Genomic DNA, 22,322 nt, shown 5'->3' with positions numbered 1-22,322 from the left:
TCTAGTTACCGGTTACCCTCGAAACTCGGTAGGGAGAGCGCTGTATTGTGAAGGGATTTAAATACGGAGGGAGTGTCACCGGGAGTCTCTGTCGCTGCCAGTGCGTCCAGCCCGAAAAGGCGAGTCTACGGGTCGAAGGCGGCCGTCGCGAGTTTCGATTCGACGGCGTTCAGGCGTTGAGAGAGGGCGGATTTCGAGATGTCGAGCGTGGCCGCGAGTTCGTCGAGGGTCGTCTGCCGGGGCGTCTGATAGTACCCTTCGTCCACTGCGAGTATCGCCGCTTCCCGCTGTTTTGTCGTGAGACAGGCGAGGTCGACTGTAGTGGGCTCCGACTCGGTCGCGTCGTCCTGTCGGGATGTCAGCCGTCGCAGACGCACTCGTTTCGCGGCCGATTCCAACTGGTCGACTAGCTCGCTGATGACGCTTCGGTCTGAGACGTACGTCTCGATGAAAAGCGAGTCACCGTCTACGCGCCGGGTTCGTGGGACACACCCGACCTCGCTAAAGGCGAGACAGAGACAGGCGTCCCCGACCTGGTTTGTCGAGTGGAGAACCCGCTCGGTACCGGCCTCGTCGGTGACAGTCACCTCCGCGTGACAGACGCCGTCGTCGATCTGGTTCTGAGCGTTCTCGATGTCTGCATCCGGATCCGAAAGGGGGCACGAACAGTCATCGGGCAGTTCAATTTCGAACAGAACCTTGAGGGTTCGTTCTTTCGCGGTCCCCGATGTCGCCCCTGTAGGCCCGCTTTCGGAGTGTCCCATTCTGATTGTCACTCGACTATCTGCAGTTAAATGCATTTTGTCATCGCCGCCGAAATCCGCAGACTGCGGGCGTATTCTACCTGTTCTTCTATGTGGAGAATGGAGCCTCCCGAAGCCGCGGCGGCGTCACTCATTGCGTCGGTGACAGCGTTCGTCTGTTATCGGAGGATCGAAAATAACTGCCTGTACTGCTGTGCTGGGCCATAGTCGGCGATGAGTCGGCCGAGAGACACCGCCGTCAGGTGCACGTACAGTGGTGTCACTAGAGTCACAAGATAAATGCCGCCTCCACCTGATACACAGACAATGGTCCTCTCGGACGTTTTGCTTGCCCCCCTGGGACTGGCGGCTCTCCTCCTGGCAGTGCCGATAGTGGTGCTGTATCTCATCCGACCGGACCCGCAGGAACTCACGCTGCCGACGTACCAGTTTCTCGTCGCCGGAGAACGCCAGCAGTCAGCGACGCCGTTTCTCGAACGGATCTCGCGGAGCCTCCTCCTGCTGTTGCAGGTGCTTGTCGTGCTGGTGCTGGCGGTCGGGCTGGCGACGCCGTACGTCACCGTTTCCGAGCGAGCGACGGTCGAGGAGACGGTCATCGTCGTCGACACCAGCGCGTCCATGGGGACCGACGCCGACGGCCAGACGCGCTTCCAGCGGGCCGTCGCAACCGCCCGTGAGGAGGTGACAGGGACGACCTCCATCGTCACCACGACCAACGGTGGCGAGGTGGTGCTCCAGCGTGGGACGCCGACGGCGGCGCAGGGGACGCTGGACGGGCTCAGCCCGACGGACGCGCCGGGAGCGCTCAGCGGCGCTATCTCGCAGGCGGCGTCGCTCGCCGGCGAGAACGCCAGAATCGTCGTCCTGAGCGACTTCGCGGGCGAGGAGTGGACCACTGCGGTCACCACGGCGCGGGGGCGCGGCCTCTCCGTCGACCTCCAGCAGTTCGACGGTGGGGGCGACGCGAACGTCGGGTTCATCGACCGGCGGTTCTCCGGCTCGGCGGTGACGCTGTCGGTGAAAAACTACGGCGACTCGACCGTCACCCGGACCGTCCGGCTCGGCAACACCCAGCGAGAACTGCAGCTCGGACCCGACGACGTTGGCTCGGTGACGATGCCGGTCCCGGCCGGCGGGAGCGAGGCCCGGCTCAGCCCGGGCGACAGTTTCGCGACTGACGACAGCGTCTACGTCGCTGCACCGGCGGACGCGGCTGTCGACGTACTGGTGCTGACAAACGACCGGAACCGGTACCTGACCACCGCGCTGTCGGTCGTCGACCGGGTGAACGTGACGGTCAGGCAGCCGCCGACGACCATTCAGAATAACTACGACGTCATCCTGTACAGCAACGTCGACCAGAGTTCACTGTTGCCCGGCAACGTCGAAAGCGGGCGCGAACTGGTCGAAGACGGTGGCGGCGTGGCGGTACTGGCACAGGACGACCTCCCACAGCGGTACCGGGACCTTCTCCTCATCGAGCCCGGCGAGACCCGGGCGGGCGCGACAGTGGGCCAGACGGCACAGACACAGCTCACCCGTGGCATCGACTTCCAGCCCCCGGACGAGTACATCTCCGGCTCGCTGCGCTCCGGGTCGGCCCAGGTGCAACTGGGCGACGGGACGCCGCTCGTCGCGACCGAGGACCGGAACGGCGGCCGCGTCATGTACTACGGCTACATCGAGGACCGGTCCAGTTTCAAGTTCAACTACCAGTACCCCGTGTTCTGGAAGCGGGCGGTGTATTACCTCGCGGACAGGGAACAGCTCCCGGCGCTGAACCACGAGACCGGTGAGACCGTCCGGTTCGGTAACACCACCGTCGAGGGGCCGGCCGGCCCCGTCTCCGGGAACTCGGTCCCGCTCCAGCGGGTCGGTCTCTACCGGAGCGAGAGTCGGCAGGTGAGCGCGTCGCTGCTTGACGAGGGCGAGTCAAACACCAACGTCGAAGCGCTCGACCGGCGCTCCGGGACGGCCGGGAACCTCACCCGGACCGAACAGCGGTCGGTGCCACAGCCGCTGACCGAGTACTTCGCGCTGGGCGGGCTGATACTTGCGCTGGCCGAGGTCGGCTATCTGCGCCGACGGGGTGATCTCTGATGGCGGTTTCCTACACCCTCGCGGAGGGACTCACCGTCGGCGTCGAGCACCTGTGGCCGCTACTCGTCTTGCCGGTCGCCGTCGGCCTCCTCGCGTATCTCGTCCGGCGTGGCGATGGCGGGCCGCGGTCGGCCTCGAACCGGAGCCGCCGGCTCCTGCTCGCCAGCCGTGTGCTCATCGTCTGCCTGCTCGTGCTGGGCGCGATGGAACCGTACACCGTCCAGACCCGCGAGACGCCGGGCGAGCCGGGCGTGACACTGCTGACAGACGAATCCGCGAGCATGGGTATCTACCCGAACACGACCGACGAGCTGGTACAGGACATCGAGGGCGAGGGGATTCCGGTGACGCGAGCGACAATCGGTAGCGGGTCGAACTCGCGGATCGGCGACGGCGTGGCGGCAAATCTCCAAGCAAACGGGACAGTCGTCGTCGTCTCCGACGGCCGCGTCACGGAGGGCCGGAGCCTGGCGACGGCCGGCGAGGACGCCGCCGGGCTCAACGCGACTGTCCACAGCGTCACCCCGCAGTCGCCACGAACAGAGCGAGCCGTGGCGATAGCGGGGCCGTCGACGGTGAGCCGCGGCGTCCAGTCACAGTACACCGTCTCGATGCAGGGCGTGAACGTCCTCGAACCCGTCCCCGTGGAGGTAACTATCGACGGTGAGACCGCGACTGAAGGAGAGCTCCGGCCGGACGGCACGCTCACCGTCGACCACACGTTCGAGGAAACCGGGTCACACCGCGTGACGGCGACGCTGTCCGGCAACGACGAGTACGCGCGAAACGACGTGTTCTACAAGAGCGTCCGCGTCGTCGAACAGCCCGACGTGCTGTACGTCTCACAGGGCGAGTATCCCCTGCGGAACTACCTCGACTCGCTGTACAACGTCTCGACGGCCTCGTCGGTCCCGGCGGACCTCGACGACTACTCGGCTGTCGTCATGCAGGACACGCCATCGGGCAATATCGGGAACGCCACCGCACTGCAGGACTTCGTCATCAACGGCGGCGGACTGGTCGTCGCGGGCGGCGACAACGCCTACGAGAACGGCGGCTACGAAACGTCGTCGGTGGCCTCGATGCTCCCGGTCCGCGTCGGGAACGCCACCGGCGGCGAGTCGAACATCGTCATCCTCGTCGACGTCTCCGGCAGCGCCGAGAGCGGCCTCGCGATACAGAAAGCCGTCGCGCTGGACGTGCTCGACCAGCTCGGCGACGATAACCAGGTCGGCGTCGTCGCGTTCAACCACAACGCGTACCGCGTCTCGGAGATGCAGGCGCTCGGGCAGAACCGGGCGGAAACCGAAGACAAGATCCGACGGCTGGAAAGCGGCGGCGCGACGGACATCGCCGTCGGGCTTCAGGGGGCCGACGAACTCCTGGGTGACCGCGAAGGGACGATCATCCTGCTGAGTGACGGCCAGGACCGGCTCGGCCCGCCGGCGGCCGTCGCCAATCAACTGGGCCGTGAGGGGACGCGCGTCGTCTCGGTCGGCGTCGGCAAGCGCGTGGGCGTCGCGACGATGCGCCAGATCGCAAGCGAGTCCGGCGGCTCGTACTTCGCCGCCGACGAGACCGAGCGGCTGCGGCTCCTCTTTGGCGGCTCCTCGCGGCGCTACCAGGGGGAGAACCTCACCATCGTCACGGAGGACACGTTCATCACCTCCGGCGTCGAATTGACAGCCAACCCCGGGCAGGCCAACAATGTCCGCATCAAGCCCGGGGCCGACTACCAGGTCGCCACCGCAGACGGGAAGCCGGCCATCGCCTCCTGGCGGTTCGGGCTGGGCCGCGTGGTCTCGATCACCGCCTACGATTCGGACAACACGATGGGCGGCCTGCTCGACCGGCCGGACTCGCTGGTCGTCACGAAGTCCGTCAACTACGCCGTGGGCGATCCAATGCGCACGCAAACCGGTGTCACAGCGGTCGACGATGCCCGCGTGGGGAGTCCGACGACGCTGACCTACCAGGGTGATAGCCGCCCGGACGCGGCGAACATGTCCTTCCGCCAGGTCGGCGACGGCCGGTATCGCGGCGAGTTTACACCTCGGGAAGCAGGGTATCAGACCGCACTCGACACCGAGTACGCGGCGAACTACCCCGTCGAGTACGCGTCCTTCGGCCCGAGTGACAGCCTCGATGCGCTCGTCGAAACGACGGGCGGGCAGACCTTCAGCCCGGCCCAGGGCGAACAGATAGCCAGAGAGGCGCGCCAGAAGTCCACCCGGGTCCGGACCGTTCGGGACACCTGGGACTGGCTCGCCTTGCTCGGCGCGCTCCTGCTGTTCACCGGCGAGGTGGTCGCCCGGCGTGTTCAAGTGTACCGCGGTCGCACCTCTCTGGAGAGTGGTCTCCCGTGAGCGCGATCGGCCGCCGGATTAACCTCGGGCTTGTGGTGTTCGTCGTCCTCTCGATGGTCGGTACCGGCGGAACGACGGTGCTGTACCAGGACTCCGCGAGCGAGCTTCGCTCGCAGAATCAGGAGCTCAGACAGGAAAACGCCGAGCTTCGGGGGAACCTAGACGACACCAGGAGCGAACTGGAATCCACACAAACCCGTGTCGACGAACTCCAGGAGCAGTTGGAGACGCGGTCGGAAGACGTCGATCAAGTCGCAACCAATCTGAATCAGACGGAGTCGCAGTTGAACGCCACGGAAAGCCAGTTGGCAGAGACCCGGCAGTCGCTCCGCCAGAGCGAGGGCCGCGTCGATGAACTGGAGGGGACAGTCGACGACCTTCGGGACGAGCGCGACACTCTCGAGGACGAAGTCGATGACCTCGAAACGACAATCGGCGATCTGGAGGCGGATAATGAGGAGTTAGAGGACGAACGCAACGAACTGGAGGAGCAGGTATCCGACCTGCAGGACGATATCGACAGCCTGGAATCGCGGATCGACACCCTCGAAAGCGAGATCAATGAACTCGAAAATCAGAACGAAGCGCTGAGAGACGATATCGAGACCATCTGTAACAGGATGGAGACACCGGACCCGACCTGCGAGGACTACTGATGGACGACCCCGACACAGATACCGGAGAAAACGGCGACGAAGAGCCGCCTGAAAACGGACGGGCACAGGCACGCGAACGCATGGCCGACGCCATCGCCGAGGTCAGACGCGAGGGCAAGAAGGCGGCGTTCATCTACGCCATCGTCGACGCGGTGTTGGTCTTTCTCCTGGTGAACATCTTCCTGACTGTCCTCTCGCCGACTGAACTCCCGACACAGCTGTCAGTTCCGACGGCGGTGACGGACCCGGTCGGGGCGGCTGTCGGCCGCTCGATACCTGCGCTATCGTTCCCGACGGGCGCAGTCGTCGGCATTGTCGTCGGCGCGCTCTGGTTCGTCGGCGAGTATCTGTACCGGGTCCGACAGCCACTCGTCGAGCAGTTCGAGGCGGCGAACGCGAACGTCACCGACGCGCTCCGAACGGCGCGGGACGCGGTCGAGGACGGGGCTGAAACGCGGATGGCGACCCGGCTCTACGAGGACGTGCTTGCGGGCCTGAAACGGAGTTCGAGCGTCGCCCTCGTCGACAGCCGGCGGCTTATCGGGACGCTCATCGTCATCGTCCTGCTGAGCCTGGCGACGGTCCAAGTGGCTGTCGTCGACATCGGCCTACTCGACCGCGACCCGGTCGAGACGGAGTCGCCGAACGACCGGCCCAGCGAGTACGAGGGGCTCGAAGACGGCGACGCGATACTCGGCGACAGCGAGGACGTGCAGGCGGGCGACGAGAACCTCACCGCCGAGATTGATTCGACGGGCGGCGACGAGGAAATCGACCGGAGCCAGTCGTTCCCGTCGTCGTCGGACACCGGGGGGCCGGGAAGTGGAAGTGGCACAGTCGACAGCCAGCAGGCCGGGTTCGCCGGCCAGGAAGACGTCGAGGACGCGGACCTCATCCGCGAGTACAATCTCAGGATCCGAGAGCAAGACACGGACGACGAGGACACCGACCCATGAGCTCAGAGCACGACATCGACGAACTACAGCAGAAGATCGCGAACGCACGCGAACAGATCGGCACGCGGATCGTCGGTCAGGAGGAGGTACTGGAGCAACTGCTCATCTGTATCCTGGCCGACGGCAACGCCCTGCTCGAATCGAACCCGGGACTGGGGAAGACGACGATGGTCCGGACCGTCGCGGAGGTGACCGACCTCCAGTTCTCCCGCATTCAGAACACGCCCGACCTGATGCCCTCCGACATCACGGGGACCGAGATCATCCGCGAAACCGACAGCGGCCGCGAGTTCGTCTTCGAGAAAGGGCCGGTGTTCGCCAACGTCGTGCTGGCCGACGAGATCAACCGCGCGACGCCGAAGACACAGGCCGCGCTGCTGGAAGCGATGCAGGAGAAACAGGTGACCGCCGCGGGCGAGACCTACGAACTGCCGCGGCCGTTCTTTATCCTGGCGACACAGAACCCCATCGACCAGTCGGGGACCTACGCCCTCCCGGAGGCCCAGACCGACCGCTTCATGCTGAAACTGCTGGTCGACTACCCCGACTACGAGGAAGAGCGGACCATCGTCGACATGTACACCGCCGGCGCGGAGCAGGTCCCCGTCAAGCGCTCGCTCACCCGCCCAGAGATACAGGAAATCCAGCAACTGGTCCGCGAAATGCCCATCGCCGACGACCTGCGCGACCGGGCGGTCCAGCTCGTGCGCCGGACGCGCGAGGCCGACGACATCGAGTTCGGGGCCAGTCCGCGGGCGAGCATGGCGCTCGTCCAGACGGCGAAGGCACGGGCGTTCCTCCACGGCCGCTCGCACGTCACGGGCGAGGATATCGAGGCGCTGGCCGCGCCCGTCCTCCGGCACCGGATCATCGTGGACTTCCGGGCCGAACGGGCGGGCCGGACGGCGGACGACCTCATCGCGGACCTGCTGGAATGAGTCACCCGACGCACGCAATCTGGCGGGCGGACCCGTGGGAGGGACAGCCGTGACTATCGAACCGGATTTTCTGGACGAACTCGGCCGGTTTACCGCCGCGCTGAACCGCCAGACGACCTCGATTCGGCAGGGCGACCAGCAGTCCCCGCGTGTCGGCGAAGGGCTCACGTTCAGCGACTACCGTCGCTACTCGCCGGGGGACGACACGCGGCGTATCGACTGGAAACTGTTCGCCCGGACGGAGGAGTACTTCATCAAGCAGTACGAGGAAGAGCGGAGCCTGACCGTCCACCTGCTCGTCGACACGAGCGCGTCGATGGACTACGGCGACGCGGCGAGCCACAAGTTCGAGTACGCCGCCAAGCTCGGGCTCGGCTTCGCCTATCTCACCGCCGAGGAGAACAACGACTTCCAGTTCTGTACGTTCCGCGACCGGGTGGAGCGTATCGATACGGGCCAGTCGAACCGGGGCGAGCTCCTCTCGCTCATCGACCAGTTGAACGAGGTGACACCGGCGGGGAAAGCGGACTTCGAGTCGTCGCTCGAGGCCTACGCCAAGCGCATCCGCTCGCGCTCGCTCGTCGTCGTGTTCAGCGACTGCCTGGCCGAGCCGGAGGCACTCGAGTCGGGCATCGCCGCGCTCGCACGCAACGACGCCGACGTGCTGCTGGTCCGCGTGGTCGCCCCAGCAGAACGGGACCCCGGCGTCGTCGGCGACGTGTTGTTCGCCGACCCCGAAAGCGACGAGACGCGCCGGTCGTATTTCAGCGGCTCACTGGCCGAAACGTACCAGTCGCGGCTCGACGCACACATCGATTCGGTATCGAATCGCGTCACTGCACTCGGCGCGGACCACGTACTGGTCGATACCGGCGAAGACTACTTCGACTCGTTTGCGAGCATCTGGTTACAGTAGCCAGACGGCGGCAGGGTCGGCTTACTCCGCGAGGATGTGTGCCGGCAGGTCGTCGCGGATGATTGTATCGCAGTACTCACAGCGGACGCCGTCGTCGCCGACGGCGAAGCGCGAGTCGACGGGTTCGGCTTCGGTCGTGATGCAGTTGTGGTTCGGACACTCGAGGACGCCCTCGACGACCGAGGGCCGCTCGACGCGGCGCTTCTCGACGACATCGTAGTCACGGATGATGTTGATCGTCGCCGCGGGGGCGATGAGCGAGAGCACGTCGACCTCGTCCTGGGAGAGTTCGCGGCCCTCGACTTTGACGACATCTTTGTGCCCCAGACGGTCGGAAGGCATGTTCATCGCGACGGAGACGGAGTCGCCGCTGGTCCCGTCGATACCCAAGATTGCGAGGACGTTCAGCGCCTGCCCGCCCGCGATGTGGTCGATGACGGTGCCGTTCTGGATCTTCGAGACGCGGAGTTGCTGGTCGTTGTCGCTCATTGGTCGCCTCCGAGCATCAGGTCGAGCAGCGCCATCCGTACGGGGACGCCGTTGTGGGCCTGCTGGAAGTACTGTGCGTGGGTAGTCTCGTCGACGTCGTGGGCGATCTCGTCGACGCGCGGGAGCGGGTGCATCACGGTCAGGTCGTCCTTGGCCGCATCCAGCGTGTCGGCGTCGATCTGGTACTGGCCGGCGACTTCGCGGTACTCGCTCTCGTCGGGGAACCGCTCGGCCTGGATACGTGTCACGTAGAGCACGTCCAGGTCGGGGAGAATCTCGTCGAGGTCGGTGTGCTCGCGGATGCCCGCGCCGGCCTCGTGGAGGTCGTACCGGACCGACCGCGGAAGCTGGAGTGACTCGGGGCTGATGAAGTGCTGCCTGGCGTCGACGGTCGTGAGCGCGTGGGCCAGCGAGTGGACCGTCCGACCGTACTTCAGGTCGCCCATGATGCCGATAGTCAGGTCCTCAAAGCCCGCGTTCTCACGGATCGTGTAGAGGTCGAGCAGCGTCTGTGTCGGGTGCTGACCGGCCCCGTCGCCGGCGTTGACGAGCGGCACGTCGACGAACTCGCTCGCCATCTTCGCGGAGCCCTCCATGGGGTGCCGGAGCACGAGCGCGTCGGTGTACCCCTCGACGACGCGGACAGTGTCGGCCAGTGACTCGCCTTTCTTCACGCTGGAGGACTCGACAGAGCCCATGTCGACGATGTCGCCGCCGAGGCGTTTCATCGCCGTAGTGAAGCTCATCTTCGTCCGGGTGCTCGGCTCGAAAAAGAGGAGGCCAAGCAGCGTGTCGCTGTGCCGGTCCGCGAACGCTCCCGGGTCAGCCGCGATGTCGGCCGCGTGGTCGAGCACCGTCTCGATGTCGCCCCGCGAGAGTTGTTTCGCGCTGATGATGTGGTCGTGCCGCATTTCACTCGATACCGCGCTCCGGACGGTCTTGAATCCCCCGACACGGGAATTGAACGGTCACTTACATCGTCAGGTTCGGCTTCGGGAACATCGTCGCTGGGTTCGAAAGCAAGGCCAGAGGGAGCGTAGCGGCCAAAATAACACGACGAGGCGCCTCGTCAGGGATTGCTCTGCCAGACGTCGACGCGGGGCTCGGTGTATGCCTTGCCGACGATGTCGGGGAGACCGTCGCCATCGAGGTCGACGACCTTCGCTTCGTGGGTGGGGATGCCGGTTCCCAGTTCTTTCTGCTCGAAGTTCCCCGCCCCGTCGTTGTGGAACACGAACTGTCGCGGTTCGTGTCCGTCCTCTAGCCCCATTTCCGCGACGAAGATGTCGGGATTGCCGTCGCCGTCGAAGTCCGCTACGTCGAGGCTGTGCGGGTTCGAGAGGTCGTCGTGCAGCAGCGTCAGGTCCCACTCGGGCGGGTCAAACACGCCCAGCCTGGCCGGGCGGTCGTCGAGATACGGTTCGTCGCCCTCGACGAGAATTATTTCCAGGTCCCCATCGCCGTCGACGTCCTCGATAGCGACGCGGGTACACTGCCAGTCCTCGGCGATAGACTCCCGGTCCCAGCCGTCGGTCGTCCGATGGAAGACGTTGGGGCCGGCGATGATTTCGACCTCGCCGTCCCCGTCGACATCCTCGACGGCGACGCCCTCGACGGCGATATCCTCGGCGACAACGTGTCGGTTCGCCACCGGCCACGGTTCACGCGTTGGGTCCTCAGGGATATCGTAGTAGAACACCGTTTCGGACTCCTGAGACAGCCCGACGACCTCGTTCTGTCCGTCGCCGTCCACGTCCGCCACCGCGGTGTCGTGATACTTCTCGAAGTCGTCGGTGATGAGCCGGCGCGTCCACTGCTTTCGCGGGTCGTCCGGTATTTCGAACCACCACAGCTTGTGCTGGTGAATGTTCTGGCCGGCGACCATGTCCGGGCGGCCGTTCCCCGTGATGTCGCCAAGCGAGCCCCCGACGGAGAGTTCCGGTGCGCTGGCGACATCGTGGCGCTCCCAGCCGGGGTTTTCGTACCAGAACACGTTCGTCTGGAGCCAGCGGGCCAGCGGCCCCATGCCGAACACGGACAGCAAGTCGACCGACTTGTCGACAAGCGGGAGATGGACCTCGTGCTCGTCGCCGAGCGCCCCGACGATGACGTCCGGTCGACCGTTCCCCGTGAGGTCGGTCGTGAGACAGAAGCTCATCGTGCTCGCCGGCGGCGAGGCTTCGATGCGCTCGTGATGGAGGTTCATGTCCCAGCCGTTCGGGTGTATCGCTATTGTTATGGCCGGGCTAACACCGACCAACGGCGATCAAGAACTCGTAGCAGGAATCCGTGTGGGACTCCGCGAAGAGCCACTTCCGTCGAGGAGGCGCTCCAGCGTGGCCGCCCCGTGATCGATCTTCGCTTCCGGGTCGCTGTCGAGTTCGTTCTCGTATATCACCCAGTCGACGCCGGCGTCAGTCGCGGCGTCCAGAACCGCGTCCATATCCACGAGCCCATCTCCGTGTGGGACATCCTCGTAGCCCTGCAACGGTCCAGCCGAGGCTACGTCCCGGAGGTGTACCATATCGATACGGTCGCCACAGAGTGAGAAGAGCACGGTCGGGTCGTAGCCGGCTTCGCGGATTTCTGCGACCTCCGGTTCAAACGTGACTTCCGCCGGAGCGGTCCGAGCGACGAGGTTCCACATGGGAGTCTCGTTCGGTATCGTCGCCGATTCGGGTGCCCGAAGTCTATTCAGCAACTGGTGTGTATACCGCCCGACGGCTTCGGGTATTGGCGTTTCCTCGACGATTTTGCCCGCCGCGTCCGGAAGGAAGGGGTGGAACGCCCGCCGACCGGTATGATACCCGAGGCACATGTCACGCTCTTCGAGGCGGGCCGCTGCGTCGCGGAATCGGTGGGAGAGCGAACGGACATCGCTCCGGGCTCGAAGCGCGGACGCCGGGAGATGTGGGACAACGAGTGTGTCACATCCCACTGTTCGACACCGAACCAGCAGGTCTGATTCGCCGTCCAGCGCAGCCTCGATTTCAGGGAGGTCTGTGTGGACGGCGACTGGTTCGAGGTCGGCGTCATCGAGTGCCGCTGCGACGTCTTCGGGCGGTTCCTCGTGGAACCGGTCGGCGAATTCGACCCCGTCGTAGCCGGCGGCGCTGACACGCCGGACGATTGTAGGGAGTGACTCGGGTAGGGTACGGATGCTGTATAGCTGAAGGGCCGTGTTCGGTCTACTATCCATACACCCCGTAGTGGTGTCTCAGGTATTGTTACACACTCGTTATTAAGACACATGGAAACGAGTTCGAACGGGGCAATTGTCGGGACCATCGCCACCGAAAGCAGAGACCTGCTACGGCCAGGGAAGTCCAGCATATAACGACCGTATAAAAGTAGGCAACGGCCAACCGACGTAAGTCAGTCCTTCCAGCCCAGTTCGGCTGTCAATGTCCTCGACTCCAGTACAAGGATTCAAAACCGATAGACGGTCCATCCACAGTATGCTCGCAATCGCTGGCGGCAAGGGTGGCTGTGGCAAAACGACCATCGCCCTCGGTGTCGGTCAGGCACTGGGGACGCCAACCAGACGGTCGCTGGTCGTGGACACCGACCGCGACATGCCGAACCTCCACCGCCGCGCTGGCGTCGATCCGACGCCCGGAATCGCTGATATCACGGTCTCGGCTGAGCCGACCACGGTTGCCAAGCGCGCCACGGCCGTCGAGAACGTCGACGTACTCCCCTGTCAGGACGCAACCGAAGCCGCTGTCGACAATGCCATCGGCACACTGCCCCAACGTGATCGCCCGGTGGTACTCGACTGTCCGGCCGGCGCTGGCCCGGACGCCGCCCGGCCGCTGCGAGCGGCTGACAGGACGGTGCTCGTGAGTGCACCAACCCGCCAGAGCCTCACCGACGCAGCCAAGACGGCGGCGATGGCCCGTGCGCTCGATGCACCGCCCGTGCTCACGGTCCTCGTCGGCAGCGACGGGTCCGTAGACCCATCCCGACTGCTGTCCTGCCCAGAGACGGTTCACGTTCCGTCGGTGTCGAAGCCGCTGGAATCGGACCGGGCAGCGGCAAAATACGTCGAGATAGCGAACGTTCTCGCCAAGCGGAATACTTAATCTCGTGGCTAAATAATTTCTCAGTGGTATGGCCAACCGGTTGCGAACGGGCATCGATGTCCTCGACAGAAAGCTCGACGGAGGCATCCCTGCCGGGAGTATCGTCGTGCTCTCTGCCCAGCCGGCCAGCCAGGCGGAGCTGTTCCTCTACGAACTCACCGCCACGCGCGGGACGCTGTGGCTGTCGCTCGACCGGACCGCCGAGTCGGTCATCGCGAGCATCGAGCAGACGCCGGCCAACACCGGGGACCCGACGGTGCGGCACATCTCCGGCGAAGCGCCCCTTGACAACGCCGGTAAGCTCGTCTCGGCGCTCCCGGAAACCTCGAACCTCATCGTCGACCCGCTGGACGTGCTGGAAGCACAGGAGCCACACTCGCGCTTTCGCGCGTTCATGAACGACCTGCAGAACCACATCGTCAACACCGGGAGCCTCGCTATCGTCCACTGTCTCGATGGCCGAGACGTGCCACCGCTTCGGGATACGACCGAGCACTTCGCTGACGTGGTGTTCCAGCTCAACACCACGACGACCGGTGACGAGGTGGAAAACCGCCTCGCGATTCCGAAGTTCCGCGGCGGGCGAGCTCCCACCGACATCATCAAACTCAATCTCGTCGAAGAGGTCAGCATCGACACCAGCCGCGACATCGCCTGAGACGGATTCTATTCGCGGCCGGGCTGTAGTTCTCTGTCCGTCGAGCCGAACTCCGTACCCACGAGTATCAACAGGAACAGTCCGAGACCGACGCCGACGCCGGCTGCCAGTCCAAGCCCGGCGCTGCCAATCAGCACAACCGTGCCGACACCGAAGGCGATTCCGGGCGGGAGCGCGAGCAGTAGCGGGTACATCAGCGATACTCGCATGGGTAGTGATGACGTGTCGTGGATATAACCGTTCTCCCGTCTGTGCCGTCAGAAAGTGGCAGTCGCTACCGCTCGGAACCGCAAAAGCGCTCGCTGGCGCTTATCACTCAAGAATCGCTCGGCGTGCTCGCGGCGCAGTTACTCTTCGGCGCCTTCGATCTCTTCGACGATCTCTTCGGCGTCCACGTCAGCGTCTTCCAGCGCGTCTTCGATGTCAGCGCCGCCGGCACCGCCCATGCCGCCCATCATTCCGGGCATGCCCATGCCGCCGCCACCGATCTCTTCCTGCACGATGATGCGGTCGATGTCGAGCAGCTGGGTGAGCTGCTGTGCGATCTGCTGTTTGCCCATCATCCACTGCTGGTTCATCGTCAGCTGCGGCGTCGCCTCGATGTAGAGCGTCTCCTTCTCGACTTCGACGGTTTCGTACTCGGGCTCGGACTCCTCGTCCTCGTCTTCGTCGTCTTCGCTTTCGACGAGCTGTTCTTCCTCGACGGTGTCGGTCTCGAACCACACGTCGAGCTCCATGTCGAGCATCATCTGGATGATGCCCTGGGCCTTCTCCTCGCGGTCCGTGACCTCTTCGAGGATTTCGTAGTCGTACTCGACGTCCTCGCCGGCCAGCGGGTGGTTGAAGTCCACTCGTGCGCGGCCGCCGATGATGGTCTCGATATGGCCGTGCTCGCCCTCGATGTCGACGTGCGCGCCGGGGTAGCGGTCGTCCTCCGGAATCTTGTCCTTCGAGACCGTCCGGACCTCTTCCTCGTCGTATTCCCCGAAGGCGTCGGCGGCGGCGACAGTCACGTCGCCCTCGTCGCCGACCTCCTTCCCGTAGATGTCCTGCTCGACGTCCGGGAAGATGTGGTTCTCGCCCAGCACGATGGTTCGCGGGCCGAACTCCTGCTGTTCGGTGTCGATGCCGTCGTCCTCGGCGACTTCCTCGTCAGTTGTGTCGACAAGCTGGCCGCCGTCGACGGTGCGGGCGGTGTAGGCGAGCTTGACGACATCGCCTTTCTGGAGTCCCTCCGCTTGCTCTTCTTCGTCTGCGGTTTCCTCATCGACTTCAGTCTCAGACTCGTTGCTCATACCCTGTTCGTCAGTCGTGGCACTCTTAAGGACAACGTTTCCCGGTCAGTAGCAGTCGAGCAACTTCGGAAGTGGCCGACTAGTACTCGCTTTCAGCCAACAGTCGGTCGAACTTCTCGCGGTCAATGTTCCGGCCTGAAACGGGAAGGACGACCGTCTCACCCCGGAGTTCGTCGCCAGCCTCTATCGCTGCGGCGACAGCCGTCGCGCAGGCTCCCTCCATGACGATGCGGTCCGTCTCGAACAGGCGGGCCACGGCGTCCGCGATGGCGTCCTCAGATACGAGACGGAAATCCGAGAGCCCCTTCTGGAGTATGCCGGTCGGGAGTGCGAACGGCACCCGGGTCGCGACGCCCTCAGCGATGGTGTCGACGCTGTCGAGGGCCTCCAACGTCTCCTCCTGCCAAGCGCGGTACACCGCGGGTGCGCCCGCGGCCTGCACACCGACGACAGCGGCGTCGGTCATCGCCCCGAGCGTGATGCAGTACCCGGCCGCGGCGGTGCCGCCGCCGACGGGACAGAACACGCGGTCGACATCGGGCCGTTCGTCGAGGATTTCGAGGCCCGCCGTGCCGACGCCGGCGAGCAACTTCGGTTCGTTGCCGGAGTGGACGTAGCGCGCCTCGCGCTGGGTCGCCAAGTCCTCGATGTGTTCGCGGGCCTCGTCGTAGTCCTCGCCGTGTTGAACGACCTCCGCGCCCAGTTGCTCCAGCGCATCGACCTTTCCGGCGTTGGCTTCCCTCGGGACACCGATGGTGACTGGCACGTCGAACTCGCGTCCGGCCCAGGCGATAGACTGGCCGTGGTTCCCCGTGCTCGCGGCGAGCAGTCCGGCGTCCCTGAACTCCTCGTCGAGGGACGCGACGAGGTTCACACCGCCGCGGACTTTGAACGCCCCGGTCGGGAGCGTGTCTTCCCGCTTGAGCAGGACATCCGCGTTGAGGGCATCTGAGAGGGCTTCGCTGCGGACTAAGGGCGTCTCTGGGAGGTGCTGCCGGATGCGTTGTCGCGCGTGCGCGACCGTAGCAACTGTCGGCGGCGTCAGGTCGTGGTACGGAAAGAGGGTCGTCTCGTCCGGGGAGTCGATCGGTTCGTAGCGACCGGCCATACTACTACCCGGGAGAGCAGACACAGTAAATGGCGCGGTCGACGGGAGCGTTTTTTAGCAGGCCGGTCCAGCCCCTCAGTATGTACGAAGTCGAGGTGAAAGTGCCAGCGGACATCGAGGCTGTCGCGGAGCGACTCGACGAACTCGGGGCCGAGCAGGTCGACACGGTGATACAGACGGACACGTACTACGACGCCCCCCATCGGGATTTCGCCGAGACGGACGAGGCGTTCCGGGTCCGTCGCGAGACCAGAAAGGGGGAGACGAACGCGAAAGTTACCTACAAGGGGCCGCTCCTCGAAGCGGAGTCGAAGAGCCGAGAGGAGTTCGAAACAGGCGTCGAAGACGGCGACGACATCGACGCTATCGTCCAGCACCTCGGCTTCGAGCCCGCGGCGACCGTCCGGAAGAACCGCCGGGTGTACGAGGTCCGAGAATACGACGTCACGCTCGACGCTGTCGACGACGTCGGCGAGTTCGTCGAAGTCGAACGGGAGACCGACGGCGACATCGAACCCGTTCGAGAGGGGGCCTACGAGGTGCTTCAGGACCTCAGTCTGGACCCCAGCGATCAGCAGCGGACCTCCTATCTCGGTATGCTACTTAGCGATGCGAACGAGTAATCATTCCGCTATTATCTGTTCCCGTAAGTTATAGAACCCGGCCAGACGAAGTCGAGGCAATGACCGAGCGGAACATCCACGTCCAACCTGCGAGCGGGCTCGCCGTCGAAGATCAGGACATCGAAGTCGTAGAGCGCAAGGGTATCGGCCATCCGGACTCCATCTGTGACGGCATCGCGGAGACAGTGTCGCGTGCGCTGGCACAGACGTACATCGACCGGTTCGGCACAGTCTTGCACTACAACACCGACGAGACACAACTCGTCGCCGGCACTGCCGCCCCCGCGTACGGCGGCGGCGAAGTGCTTGAGCCGATCTACATTCTGGTCGTCGGCCGAGCGACGAAGAAGTTCGACGGCGAGCGCATCCCGGCCGAGAGTATTGCCCTCCAGGCCGCACGCGACTACCTCGACGAGCAGTTCCCCCACCTCGACCTCGGCTCCGATGTCATCGTCGACGTCCAGTTCGGCGAAGGGTCGGGCGACCTCCAGACCGTGTTCGGCGAGGAAGCAGCAATTCCGATGGCGAACGATACCAGCTACGGCGTCGGCCACGCTCCGCTGACAGAAACTGAAAAGATCGTTCTCAACACCGAGGAGACATTGACCGGCGAGTACGCCGAGTCCAACCCGGTCGTCGGCCAGGACGTGAAGGTAATGGGCAAGCGCGAGGGCGATCACATCGACGTGACCGTGGCCGTTGCGATGGTCGACGAACACGTTCCGGACCTCGACGCGTACAAAACCGCCGTTTCAGACGTTCAAGCGTTCGTCACCGACCTCGCCGAGGAGTACACTGACCGGGACGTCACGGTCCACGTCAACACGGCCGACGATTACGACGCCGAGTCCATCTATCTCACGACCACCGGGACCAGCGCCGAGCAGGGCGACGACGGCTCCGTTGGCCGCGGGAACCGCGCGAACGGCCTCATCACGCCGAACCGCCCGATGAGCATGGAAGCGACGTCCGGCAAGAACCCCGTCAACCACATCGGAAAGATATACAACCTCCTCTCGACGGAGATCGCACAGTCCGTCGCAAGCGAGGTCGACGGCATCCGACAGGTCCAGATGCGCCTGCTCTCACAGATCGGCTCACCGATCGACGAGCCCCACGTCGCCGACGCGACGGTCATCACCGAGGACGGTGTCGCGGTCGGCGACGTCGAAGCAGATATCCAGGCCACAATCGACGACGAACTCGCTGACGTGACCGACATCACGCGGCAGGTCATCGACGGCAACCTCTCGACGTTCTGAGGCGGCGAGGCGACACCCCTTTACTCGCCGGTAGTCAACTCGCGGGCATGCATCCACCGGACGCCGATAGCGTGCTCCTCCGCCACGGCGAACTCGGCGTCAAGAGCGATCAGGTCCGCCGGAAGATGGAGGGGCAACTGGCGGACAACCTCCGAGCGATGCTCGACGCGCGCGGCTTGTCAGGAGACATCGAACAGCGCCGGAACCGGCTGTTCGTCCACACTGACCACCCGGAGGGCGTGACCGCAGCCGCGGCCGACACGTTCGGCGTCACCTCCGCCTCGGCGGTCACGACCGTCGACCCGACGCTGTCCGCAATCGAAGATGCACTGGCCGCGACCGCGCGGGAGCAGTACGACGGCGGCGCTTTCGCTGTCAACGCCCGTCGAGCGGGGCCAGCAGAGGCACACCCCTTTTCGAGCACGGACATCGAGTCCGACGGTGGCACCGCCGTCTGGGAGGCAATCGAGGGACTGGGCGGCGAGCCCGCTGTCGACCTCGACAACCCCGATTTCGAGCTGTTCGTCGAGTGTCGCGCTGACGAGGCCTACGTCTTCTGTGAGAAACGTGCGGGACCCGGTGGCCTCCCGCTCGGGACCCAGCGCCCCGTGGTCGCCCTCGTCAGCGGCGGCATCGACTCGCCCGTCGCCGCCTGGAAGCTGATGAAACGCGGCGCACCCGTGCTCCCCGTCTACGTCGACCTGGGTGACTACGGCGGCCCCGACCACCGGGCTCGAGCCGTCTCGACTGTCGAAACGCTCGCCTCGTACGCGCCCGGACACGACCTGTCGCTGTCCGTAATCGACGCCGGTGACGTCGTCACCGAGCTTTCTCGGGACCTCGGGTCGCTCCGAATGCTCGTTCTCCGCCGGTTCATGCTCGCAGTCGCCGACGCTATCGCGAACGAATGTGACGCCGTCGGCATCGTCACCGGCGAAGCAATCGGGCAGAAGTCCAGCCAGACGAGCGCGAACATCGCCGTCACGGACGCCGCGACTACGCTCCCGGTACACCGACCGAACCTCACCGTCGACAAGTCCGAGATAACCAACCACGCACGGGCCATCGGGACCTTTCAGGACTCGACGATCGACACGGGCTGTAATCGCGTCGCGCCATCACATCCGGAAACCAACGCCTCGCTGGAAGCCGTTCGGGTAGCCGAACCCGACGACCTGTTCGAGCGCGCCGAAGCCTGTGCCCGGGACCGCGCCGTCGTCCCCATCGAAAGCTAAATTTCCGGGGCGGGCCAGGGTTGAGCCATGACGCAGGTCTGTCTCGTCGGGAGCGAGGGCGTGAATCTCCGGTACGAACTCCTCTCGCGCGAGACCGCGCGGAACGCACTCGCCACCTACGACCTGCAGGAACCGTTCGCGAATACCGTCGCCGTCGACACCGTAAGCCTCGGGGCAGCAGTAGCGCTGCTCAACGATTTGAACTGGTATCTCGTCCGCTTCGCCGACGCCGCGTTCGTTCGTGATCCGTCAATTAGTGAGACGGAATGGCTCTCCCGGGACCTCGCCGCGTCAATCCGGGACGACGACGTTGCGCCCGAAGATACCGGTCGCTTTCTCAAGGTGTACGGTATTGTCGAACCGGACGTGACCAGCGAATCTAATGCCGAAGGCTCGTCGGAAGGAGAGTCGGAGCCAACGCCCGACACACAGGCCATGGAGACCGAGCGTCCACCCGAGCTTGTCGAGCCGATGCTTCTGACGCGGACCGGAGACACGATTCCCGAGTACGACCTTCGAGACGTGGACGACACGCTCATCGTCAGGGTGACCGAATCGGAGTTCGGGGCCTGATTCGGGCCACACCGCGCGCGCAGAACAGACCGGGCTCAGTCGAACATCCCGGTCGACATATACCGCTCCCCGCTGTCCCAGTAGACTGTGACCACGAGCGGGTCGTCGACGCCGTCCGCGACGAGTTGTTCGGCTACCTCTCGCGCGGCGAGGTTCGACGCACCCGAGGACTGGCCGACGAGGATACCCTCCTCGTGGGCGAGTCGCCGGCACTCGTCTTCCGCGTCCGGGAGCTCGACCGTCAGCACGTCGTCCAGCAGATCGGTGTCTAAGTTGTCGCTGACGAAGCCCGGCCCCATTCCCTGGAAGCTATCCTTGCCAGTTCCCGGTTCCATCCCCGAGAGGACGGCGTTGTCCGCTGGTTCGACGGCGACGATGTCCATCTCTGGGAACGCTTCGCGCAGTCGACGACCCGTCCCGGTGATTGTGCCGCCGGTTCCGACGCCGGCCACCAGTGCGTCTACCGTCCGGTCGCCGATCTGTTCGATAATCTCCTCACCCGTGGTCTCGTAATGTGCCTTCGGGTTCGCCGGGTTGTCGAACTGCCGCAACTGGACGTAGTCGTCGCGCTCACTCAGCTCGTCCGCGCGCTCTTTCGCGTCGGAGATGTCGCCCTCGACGAGCTCTATCTCCGCACCGTAGGCCTTCATTATCTGGCGACGCTCGGGAGACTTCGAGGACGGCATCACCAGCACAACGTCGTACCCCTTCGTCGATCCGACCATCGCCATGCCGATGCCGGTGTTGCCACTCGTCGGTTCGACCAGTGTATCACCCGGTTCGAGCGAGCCGTTTCGCTCGGCGTCATCGATCATGTACTTCGCCGGCCGGTCCTTGGCGGAGCCGCCGGGATTGAACGACTCGATCTTCGCTGCAACGGTTGCCCCCTCCGGCGCGCGTACCGAGACCAGCGGGGACCCGATTGTATCGAGAATAGAGTCTTTCATCGCCGCCGGCTACGCGGCCCCGACTTAAACGCCTACTGAAGGTGCCAAACTGTTCGTGGACTCACGACCCGCGGCAGGACTTTCCGACGTCAACGACAGCTCACGAGATCATGTTGATGTCGTCGACCGGCAGGACCGAGTAATCGACAGACAGCGTATCCTTCGTCGCCCGGACTTTGCCGACGAACGCGGAGATGTCCTCCAGTTGGCCTTCCAGCACGAACAACTCCATACAGTACCGGTCCCCGACGTGGCTGTGGAAGTTCGACGCGACGATAGATTCGTGATCGTGGCGCAGATGCATCATCTTCTCCTCGACAGTCGTCGTCTCGTAGTCAAACAGGACTGTGACGACTGCCATTAGTTCGCGGTCCTCCAGTCGCTTGTCCTCGAACTCGCCCATCAGGTTCCGGACTGCCTCCCGTACGACTTCGCTGCGACCCGTATATCCGTGTTCGTCCGCGAACGTATCGATTCGCTCCTCCAGTTCGTCCGGCATCGAGATACTAACAACGCCCATGTATTAACTCGATGCCGTTGGAGTATTAATAGTTCATATCTGCCCGCACAGGCTGGAAACACTCCGGATAGCGCTGCCGCTAGCTCGTATCTTGTAAACGACGAACGACTGGCTTGGTGAGCTGACAGCTCTCGGTTTGTACAAATACAGAACGCCCACTCGGGAGAGATGTCTCTCCCGAGTGGGCTGTGAAAGGTATGAATGGTGGCGGCGAACCGGATTTCCCAGAGGCTCGCGCACTCCAGTACTCGCCGGAACGCTGGTGGGCTTATCTTCCGTGTTCGGGATGGGTACGGGAGGCAACCCCACCGCTGTGGCCGCCTAACGCCGAGTCGCGGATTCGAACCACGAAAGTACCAGTCTCGGTCGGTCGTCTCTTCCACCGTGTGTTCGTGCGATCCAGTTTGCGCCTGGACTCGGTCAGCGACGAGTAAATCGTCGGTGAATGAGTCACAGTGCGTATGAATGATGGCTTTGGTCTGTTAGTGCTCGTGGGCTTAACGTCTCGTTACCTCGACGCGCACACCCCGAGTCTATCGACCGCGTCTTGTACGCGGAACCTCAGCGGTGTCTCTTTTCCAGGTGGGTTTCGAGCTTAGATGCGTTCAGCTCTTACCCCGTGTGGCGTGGCTACCCGGCACGTGCCTTCTCAGACAACCGGTACACCAGTGGCCACCAACCGTAGTTCCTCTCGTACTATACGGTCGTTCCCGTCAGACACCATTACACACCCAGTAGATAGCAGCCGACCTGTCTCACGACGGTCTAAACCCAGCTCACGACCTCCTTTAATAGGCGAACAACCTCACCCTTGCCCGCTTCTGCACGGGC

Annotated in this window: 22 protein-coding genes and 2 rRNA genes; 12 read left to right on the top strand and 12 right to left on the bottom strand. The window is 64.3% G+C overall.

Features of this window, described 5'->3' with window-relative positions; all coding sequences use genetic code 11:
* Positions 1 to 125: 125 nt before the first annotated feature.
* Positions 126 to 764 (bottom strand): helix-turn-helix domain-containing protein, encoded by a 639-nt coding sequence (locus VI234_RS15385; protein ID WP_336330512.1) that lies wholly within the window; start codon positions 762 to 764, stop codon positions 126 to 128.
* Positions 765 to 1,070: 306 nt separating this feature from the next.
* Here VI234_RS15385 and VI234_RS15380 point away from each other — a divergent pair, with 306 nt between their 5' ends.
* The 6 genes from VI234_RS15380 to VI234_RS15355 are packed head-to-tail and all read left to right on the top strand — an operon-like array spanning position 1,071 to position 8,696.
* Positions 1,071 to 2,864, top strand: coding sequence for a VWA domain-containing protein (locus VI234_RS15380; RefSeq protein WP_336330511.1), 1,794 nt, complete (start codon positions 1,071 to 1,073; stop codon positions 2,862 to 2,864).
* Positions 2,864 to 5,230, top strand: a complete 2,367-nt coding sequence (locus VI234_RS15375) for a VWA domain-containing protein (protein WP_336330510.1) — start codon at positions 2,864 to 2,866, stop codon at positions 5,228 to 5,230. Before VI234_RS15380 ends, VI234_RS15375 begins: the two co-directional genes overlap by 1 nt.
* On the top strand, positions 5,227 to 5,886 hold the full coding sequence (locus VI234_RS15370) for a coiled-coil domain-containing protein (protein ID WP_008308755.1): 660 nt from the start codon (positions 5,227 to 5,229) through the stop codon (positions 5,884 to 5,886). Before VI234_RS15375 ends, VI234_RS15370 begins: the two co-directional genes overlap by 4 nt.
* Positions 5,886 to 6,842, top strand: coding sequence for a DUF7502 family protein (locus tag VI234_RS15365; RefSeq protein ID WP_008308753.1), 957 nt, complete (start codon positions 5,886 to 5,888; stop codon positions 6,840 to 6,842). Before VI234_RS15370 ends, VI234_RS15365 begins: the two co-directional genes overlap by 1 nt.
* The gene (locus tag VI234_RS15360) at positions 6,839 to 7,780 is read left to right on the top strand and encodes an AAA family ATPase (protein WP_008308750.1); all 942 of its coding nucleotides are present in this window, start codon (positions 6,839 to 6,841) and stop codon (positions 7,778 to 7,780) included. Before VI234_RS15365 ends, VI234_RS15360 begins: the two co-directional genes overlap by 4 nt.
* Before the next feature lie 49 nt (positions 7,781 to 7,829).
* On the top strand, positions 7,830 to 8,696 hold the full coding sequence (locus VI234_RS15355) for a DUF58 domain-containing protein (RefSeq protein ID WP_336330509.1): 867 nt from the start codon (positions 7,830 to 7,832) through the stop codon (positions 8,694 to 8,696).
* A 21-nt stretch (positions 8,697 to 8,717) separates the two neighbouring features.
* Here the strand turns inward: VI234_RS15355 and pyrI are convergent, their stop codons facing one another.
* The 4 genes from pyrI to VI234_RS15335 all read right to left on the bottom strand — a co-directional run bounded on the left by pyrI (position 8,718) and on the right by VI234_RS15335 (position 12,384).
* The gene (gene pyrI / locus VI234_RS15350) at positions 8,718 to 9,185 is read right to left on the bottom strand and encodes an aspartate carbamoyltransferase regulatory subunit (RefSeq protein ID WP_008308747.1); all 468 of its coding nucleotides are present in this window, start codon (positions 9,183 to 9,185) and stop codon (positions 8,718 to 8,720) included.
* Positions 9,182 to 10,096: an aspartate carbamoyltransferase gene (pyrB, locus tag VI234_RS15345; RefSeq protein WP_008308746.1), complete on the bottom strand. Its 915-nt coding sequence runs from the start codon at positions 10,094 to 10,096 to the stop codon at positions 9,182 to 9,184. Before pyrB ends, pyrI begins: the two co-directional genes overlap by 4 nt.
* A 158-nt stretch (positions 10,097 to 10,254) precedes the next feature.
* A complete protein-coding gene (locus tag VI234_RS15340; RefSeq protein ID WP_442905027.1) occupies positions 10,255 to 11,391 on the bottom strand; it encodes an FG-GAP repeat domain-containing protein in 1,137 nt (378 codons plus the stop codon).
* A gap of 60 nt (positions 11,392 to 11,451) precedes the next feature.
* Entirely contained in the window at positions 11,452 to 12,384 is a 933-nt protein-coding gene (locus tag VI234_RS15335; protein WP_336330508.1) for a sugar phosphate isomerase/epimerase family protein, read from the bottom strand.
* A 259-nt stretch (positions 12,385 to 12,643) separates the two neighbouring features.
* Between VI234_RS15335 and VI234_RS15330 the strand changes: the two genes are divergently transcribed.
* Complete coding sequence (locus VI234_RS15330; RefSeq protein WP_008308741.1) at positions 12,644 to 13,270, top strand: MinD/ParA family ATP-binding protein; 627 nt, start codon at positions 12,644 to 12,646, stop codon at positions 13,268 to 13,270.
* A 28-nt stretch (positions 13,271 to 13,298) separates the two neighbouring features.
* A complete protein-coding gene (locus VI234_RS15325; RefSeq protein WP_004515458.1) occupies positions 13,299 to 13,928 on the top strand; it encodes an RAD55 family ATPase in 630 nt (209 codons plus the stop codon).
* A gap of 8 nt (positions 13,929 to 13,936) precedes the next feature.
* Here the strand turns inward: VI234_RS15325 and VI234_RS15320 are convergent, their stop codons facing one another.
* From VI234_RS15320 to VI234_RS15310, 3 genes are all read right to left on the bottom strand, one after another.
* Complete coding sequence (locus VI234_RS15320; RefSeq protein WP_336330507.1) at positions 13,937 to 14,137, bottom strand: hypothetical protein; 201 nt, start codon at positions 14,135 to 14,137, stop codon at positions 13,937 to 13,939.
* A 138-nt stretch (positions 14,138 to 14,275) separates the two neighbouring features.
* Positions 14,276 to 15,223 (bottom strand): FKBP-type peptidyl-prolyl cis-trans isomerase, encoded by a 948-nt coding sequence (locus VI234_RS15315; RefSeq protein ID WP_008308734.1) that lies wholly within the window; start codon positions 15,221 to 15,223, stop codon positions 14,276 to 14,278.
* Between the two features lie 79 nt (positions 15,224 to 15,302).
* Complete coding sequence (locus tag VI234_RS15310; protein WP_008308733.1) at positions 15,303 to 16,331, bottom strand: threonine ammonia-lyase; 1,029 nt, start codon at positions 16,329 to 16,331, stop codon at positions 15,303 to 15,305.
* An 80-nt stretch (positions 16,332 to 16,411) separates the two neighbouring features.
* On the opposite strand from VI234_RS15310, the gene cyaB reads away from it, so the two are divergent.
* From cyaB to VI234_RS15290, 4 genes are read left to right on the top strand one after another with little or no spacing between them, the layout of a single operon-like run.
* Positions 16,412 to 16,954: a class IV adenylate cyclase gene (gene cyaB, locus VI234_RS15305; protein WP_008308731.1), complete on the top strand. Its 543-nt coding sequence runs from the start codon at positions 16,412 to 16,414 to the stop codon at positions 16,952 to 16,954.
* A gap of 59 nt (positions 16,955 to 17,013) precedes the next feature.
* Positions 17,014 to 18,216, top strand: coding sequence for a methionine adenosyltransferase (locus VI234_RS15300; RefSeq protein ID WP_008308729.1), 1,203 nt, complete (start codon positions 17,014 to 17,016; stop codon positions 18,214 to 18,216).
* Positions 18,217 to 18,263: 47 nt separating this feature from the next.
* The gene (locus tag VI234_RS15295) at positions 18,264 to 19,451 is read left to right on the top strand and encodes a tRNA sulfurtransferase (protein ID WP_336330506.1); all 1,188 of its coding nucleotides are present in this window, start codon (positions 18,264 to 18,266) and stop codon (positions 19,449 to 19,451) included.
* 27 nt (positions 19,452 to 19,478) lie between these two features.
* Positions 19,479 to 20,024 (top strand): DUF5804 family protein, encoded by a 546-nt coding sequence (locus tag VI234_RS15290; protein ID WP_008308724.1) that lies wholly within the window; start codon positions 19,479 to 19,481, stop codon positions 20,022 to 20,024.
* 35 nt (positions 20,025 to 20,059) lie between these two features.
* Here the strand turns inward: VI234_RS15290 and VI234_RS15285 are convergent, their stop codons facing one another.
* From VI234_RS15285 to VI234_RS15270, 4 genes are all read right to left on the bottom strand, one after another.
* Positions 20,060 to 20,971 (bottom strand): PLP-dependent cysteine synthase family protein, encoded by a 912-nt coding sequence (locus tag VI234_RS15285; protein WP_336330505.1) that lies wholly within the window; start codon positions 20,969 to 20,971, stop codon positions 20,060 to 20,062.
* Positions 20,972 to 21,071: 100 nt separating this feature from the next.
* Positions 21,072 to 21,491 carry a CopG family ribbon-helix-helix protein gene (locus VI234_RS15280; RefSeq protein ID WP_008308722.1) on the bottom strand — a complete coding sequence of 140 codons (420 nt, stop codon included), beginning with the start codon at positions 21,489 to 21,491 and terminating at the stop codon, positions 21,072 to 21,074.
* Positions 21,492 to 21,693: 202 nt separating this feature from the next.
* Positions 21,694 to 21,816: ribosomal RNA gene (rrf, locus tag VI234_RS15275) — 5S ribosomal RNA — on the bottom strand.
* Between the two features lie 137 nt (positions 21,817 to 21,953).
* A 23S ribosomal RNA gene (locus VI234_RS15270) occupies positions 21,954 to 22,322 on the bottom strand; the annotation flags it as partial.

This window comes from Haloarcula sp. CGMCC 1.2071 (genome assembly GCF_037078445.1).
GTDB classification, from domain to species: Archaea; Halobacteriota; Halobacteria; order Halobacteriales; family Haloarculaceae; genus Haloarcula; species Haloarcula amylolytica.
The sequence above is the reverse complement of the archived record's forward strand: the minus strand, read 5'-3'. Positions and strand labels throughout refer to the sequence as shown.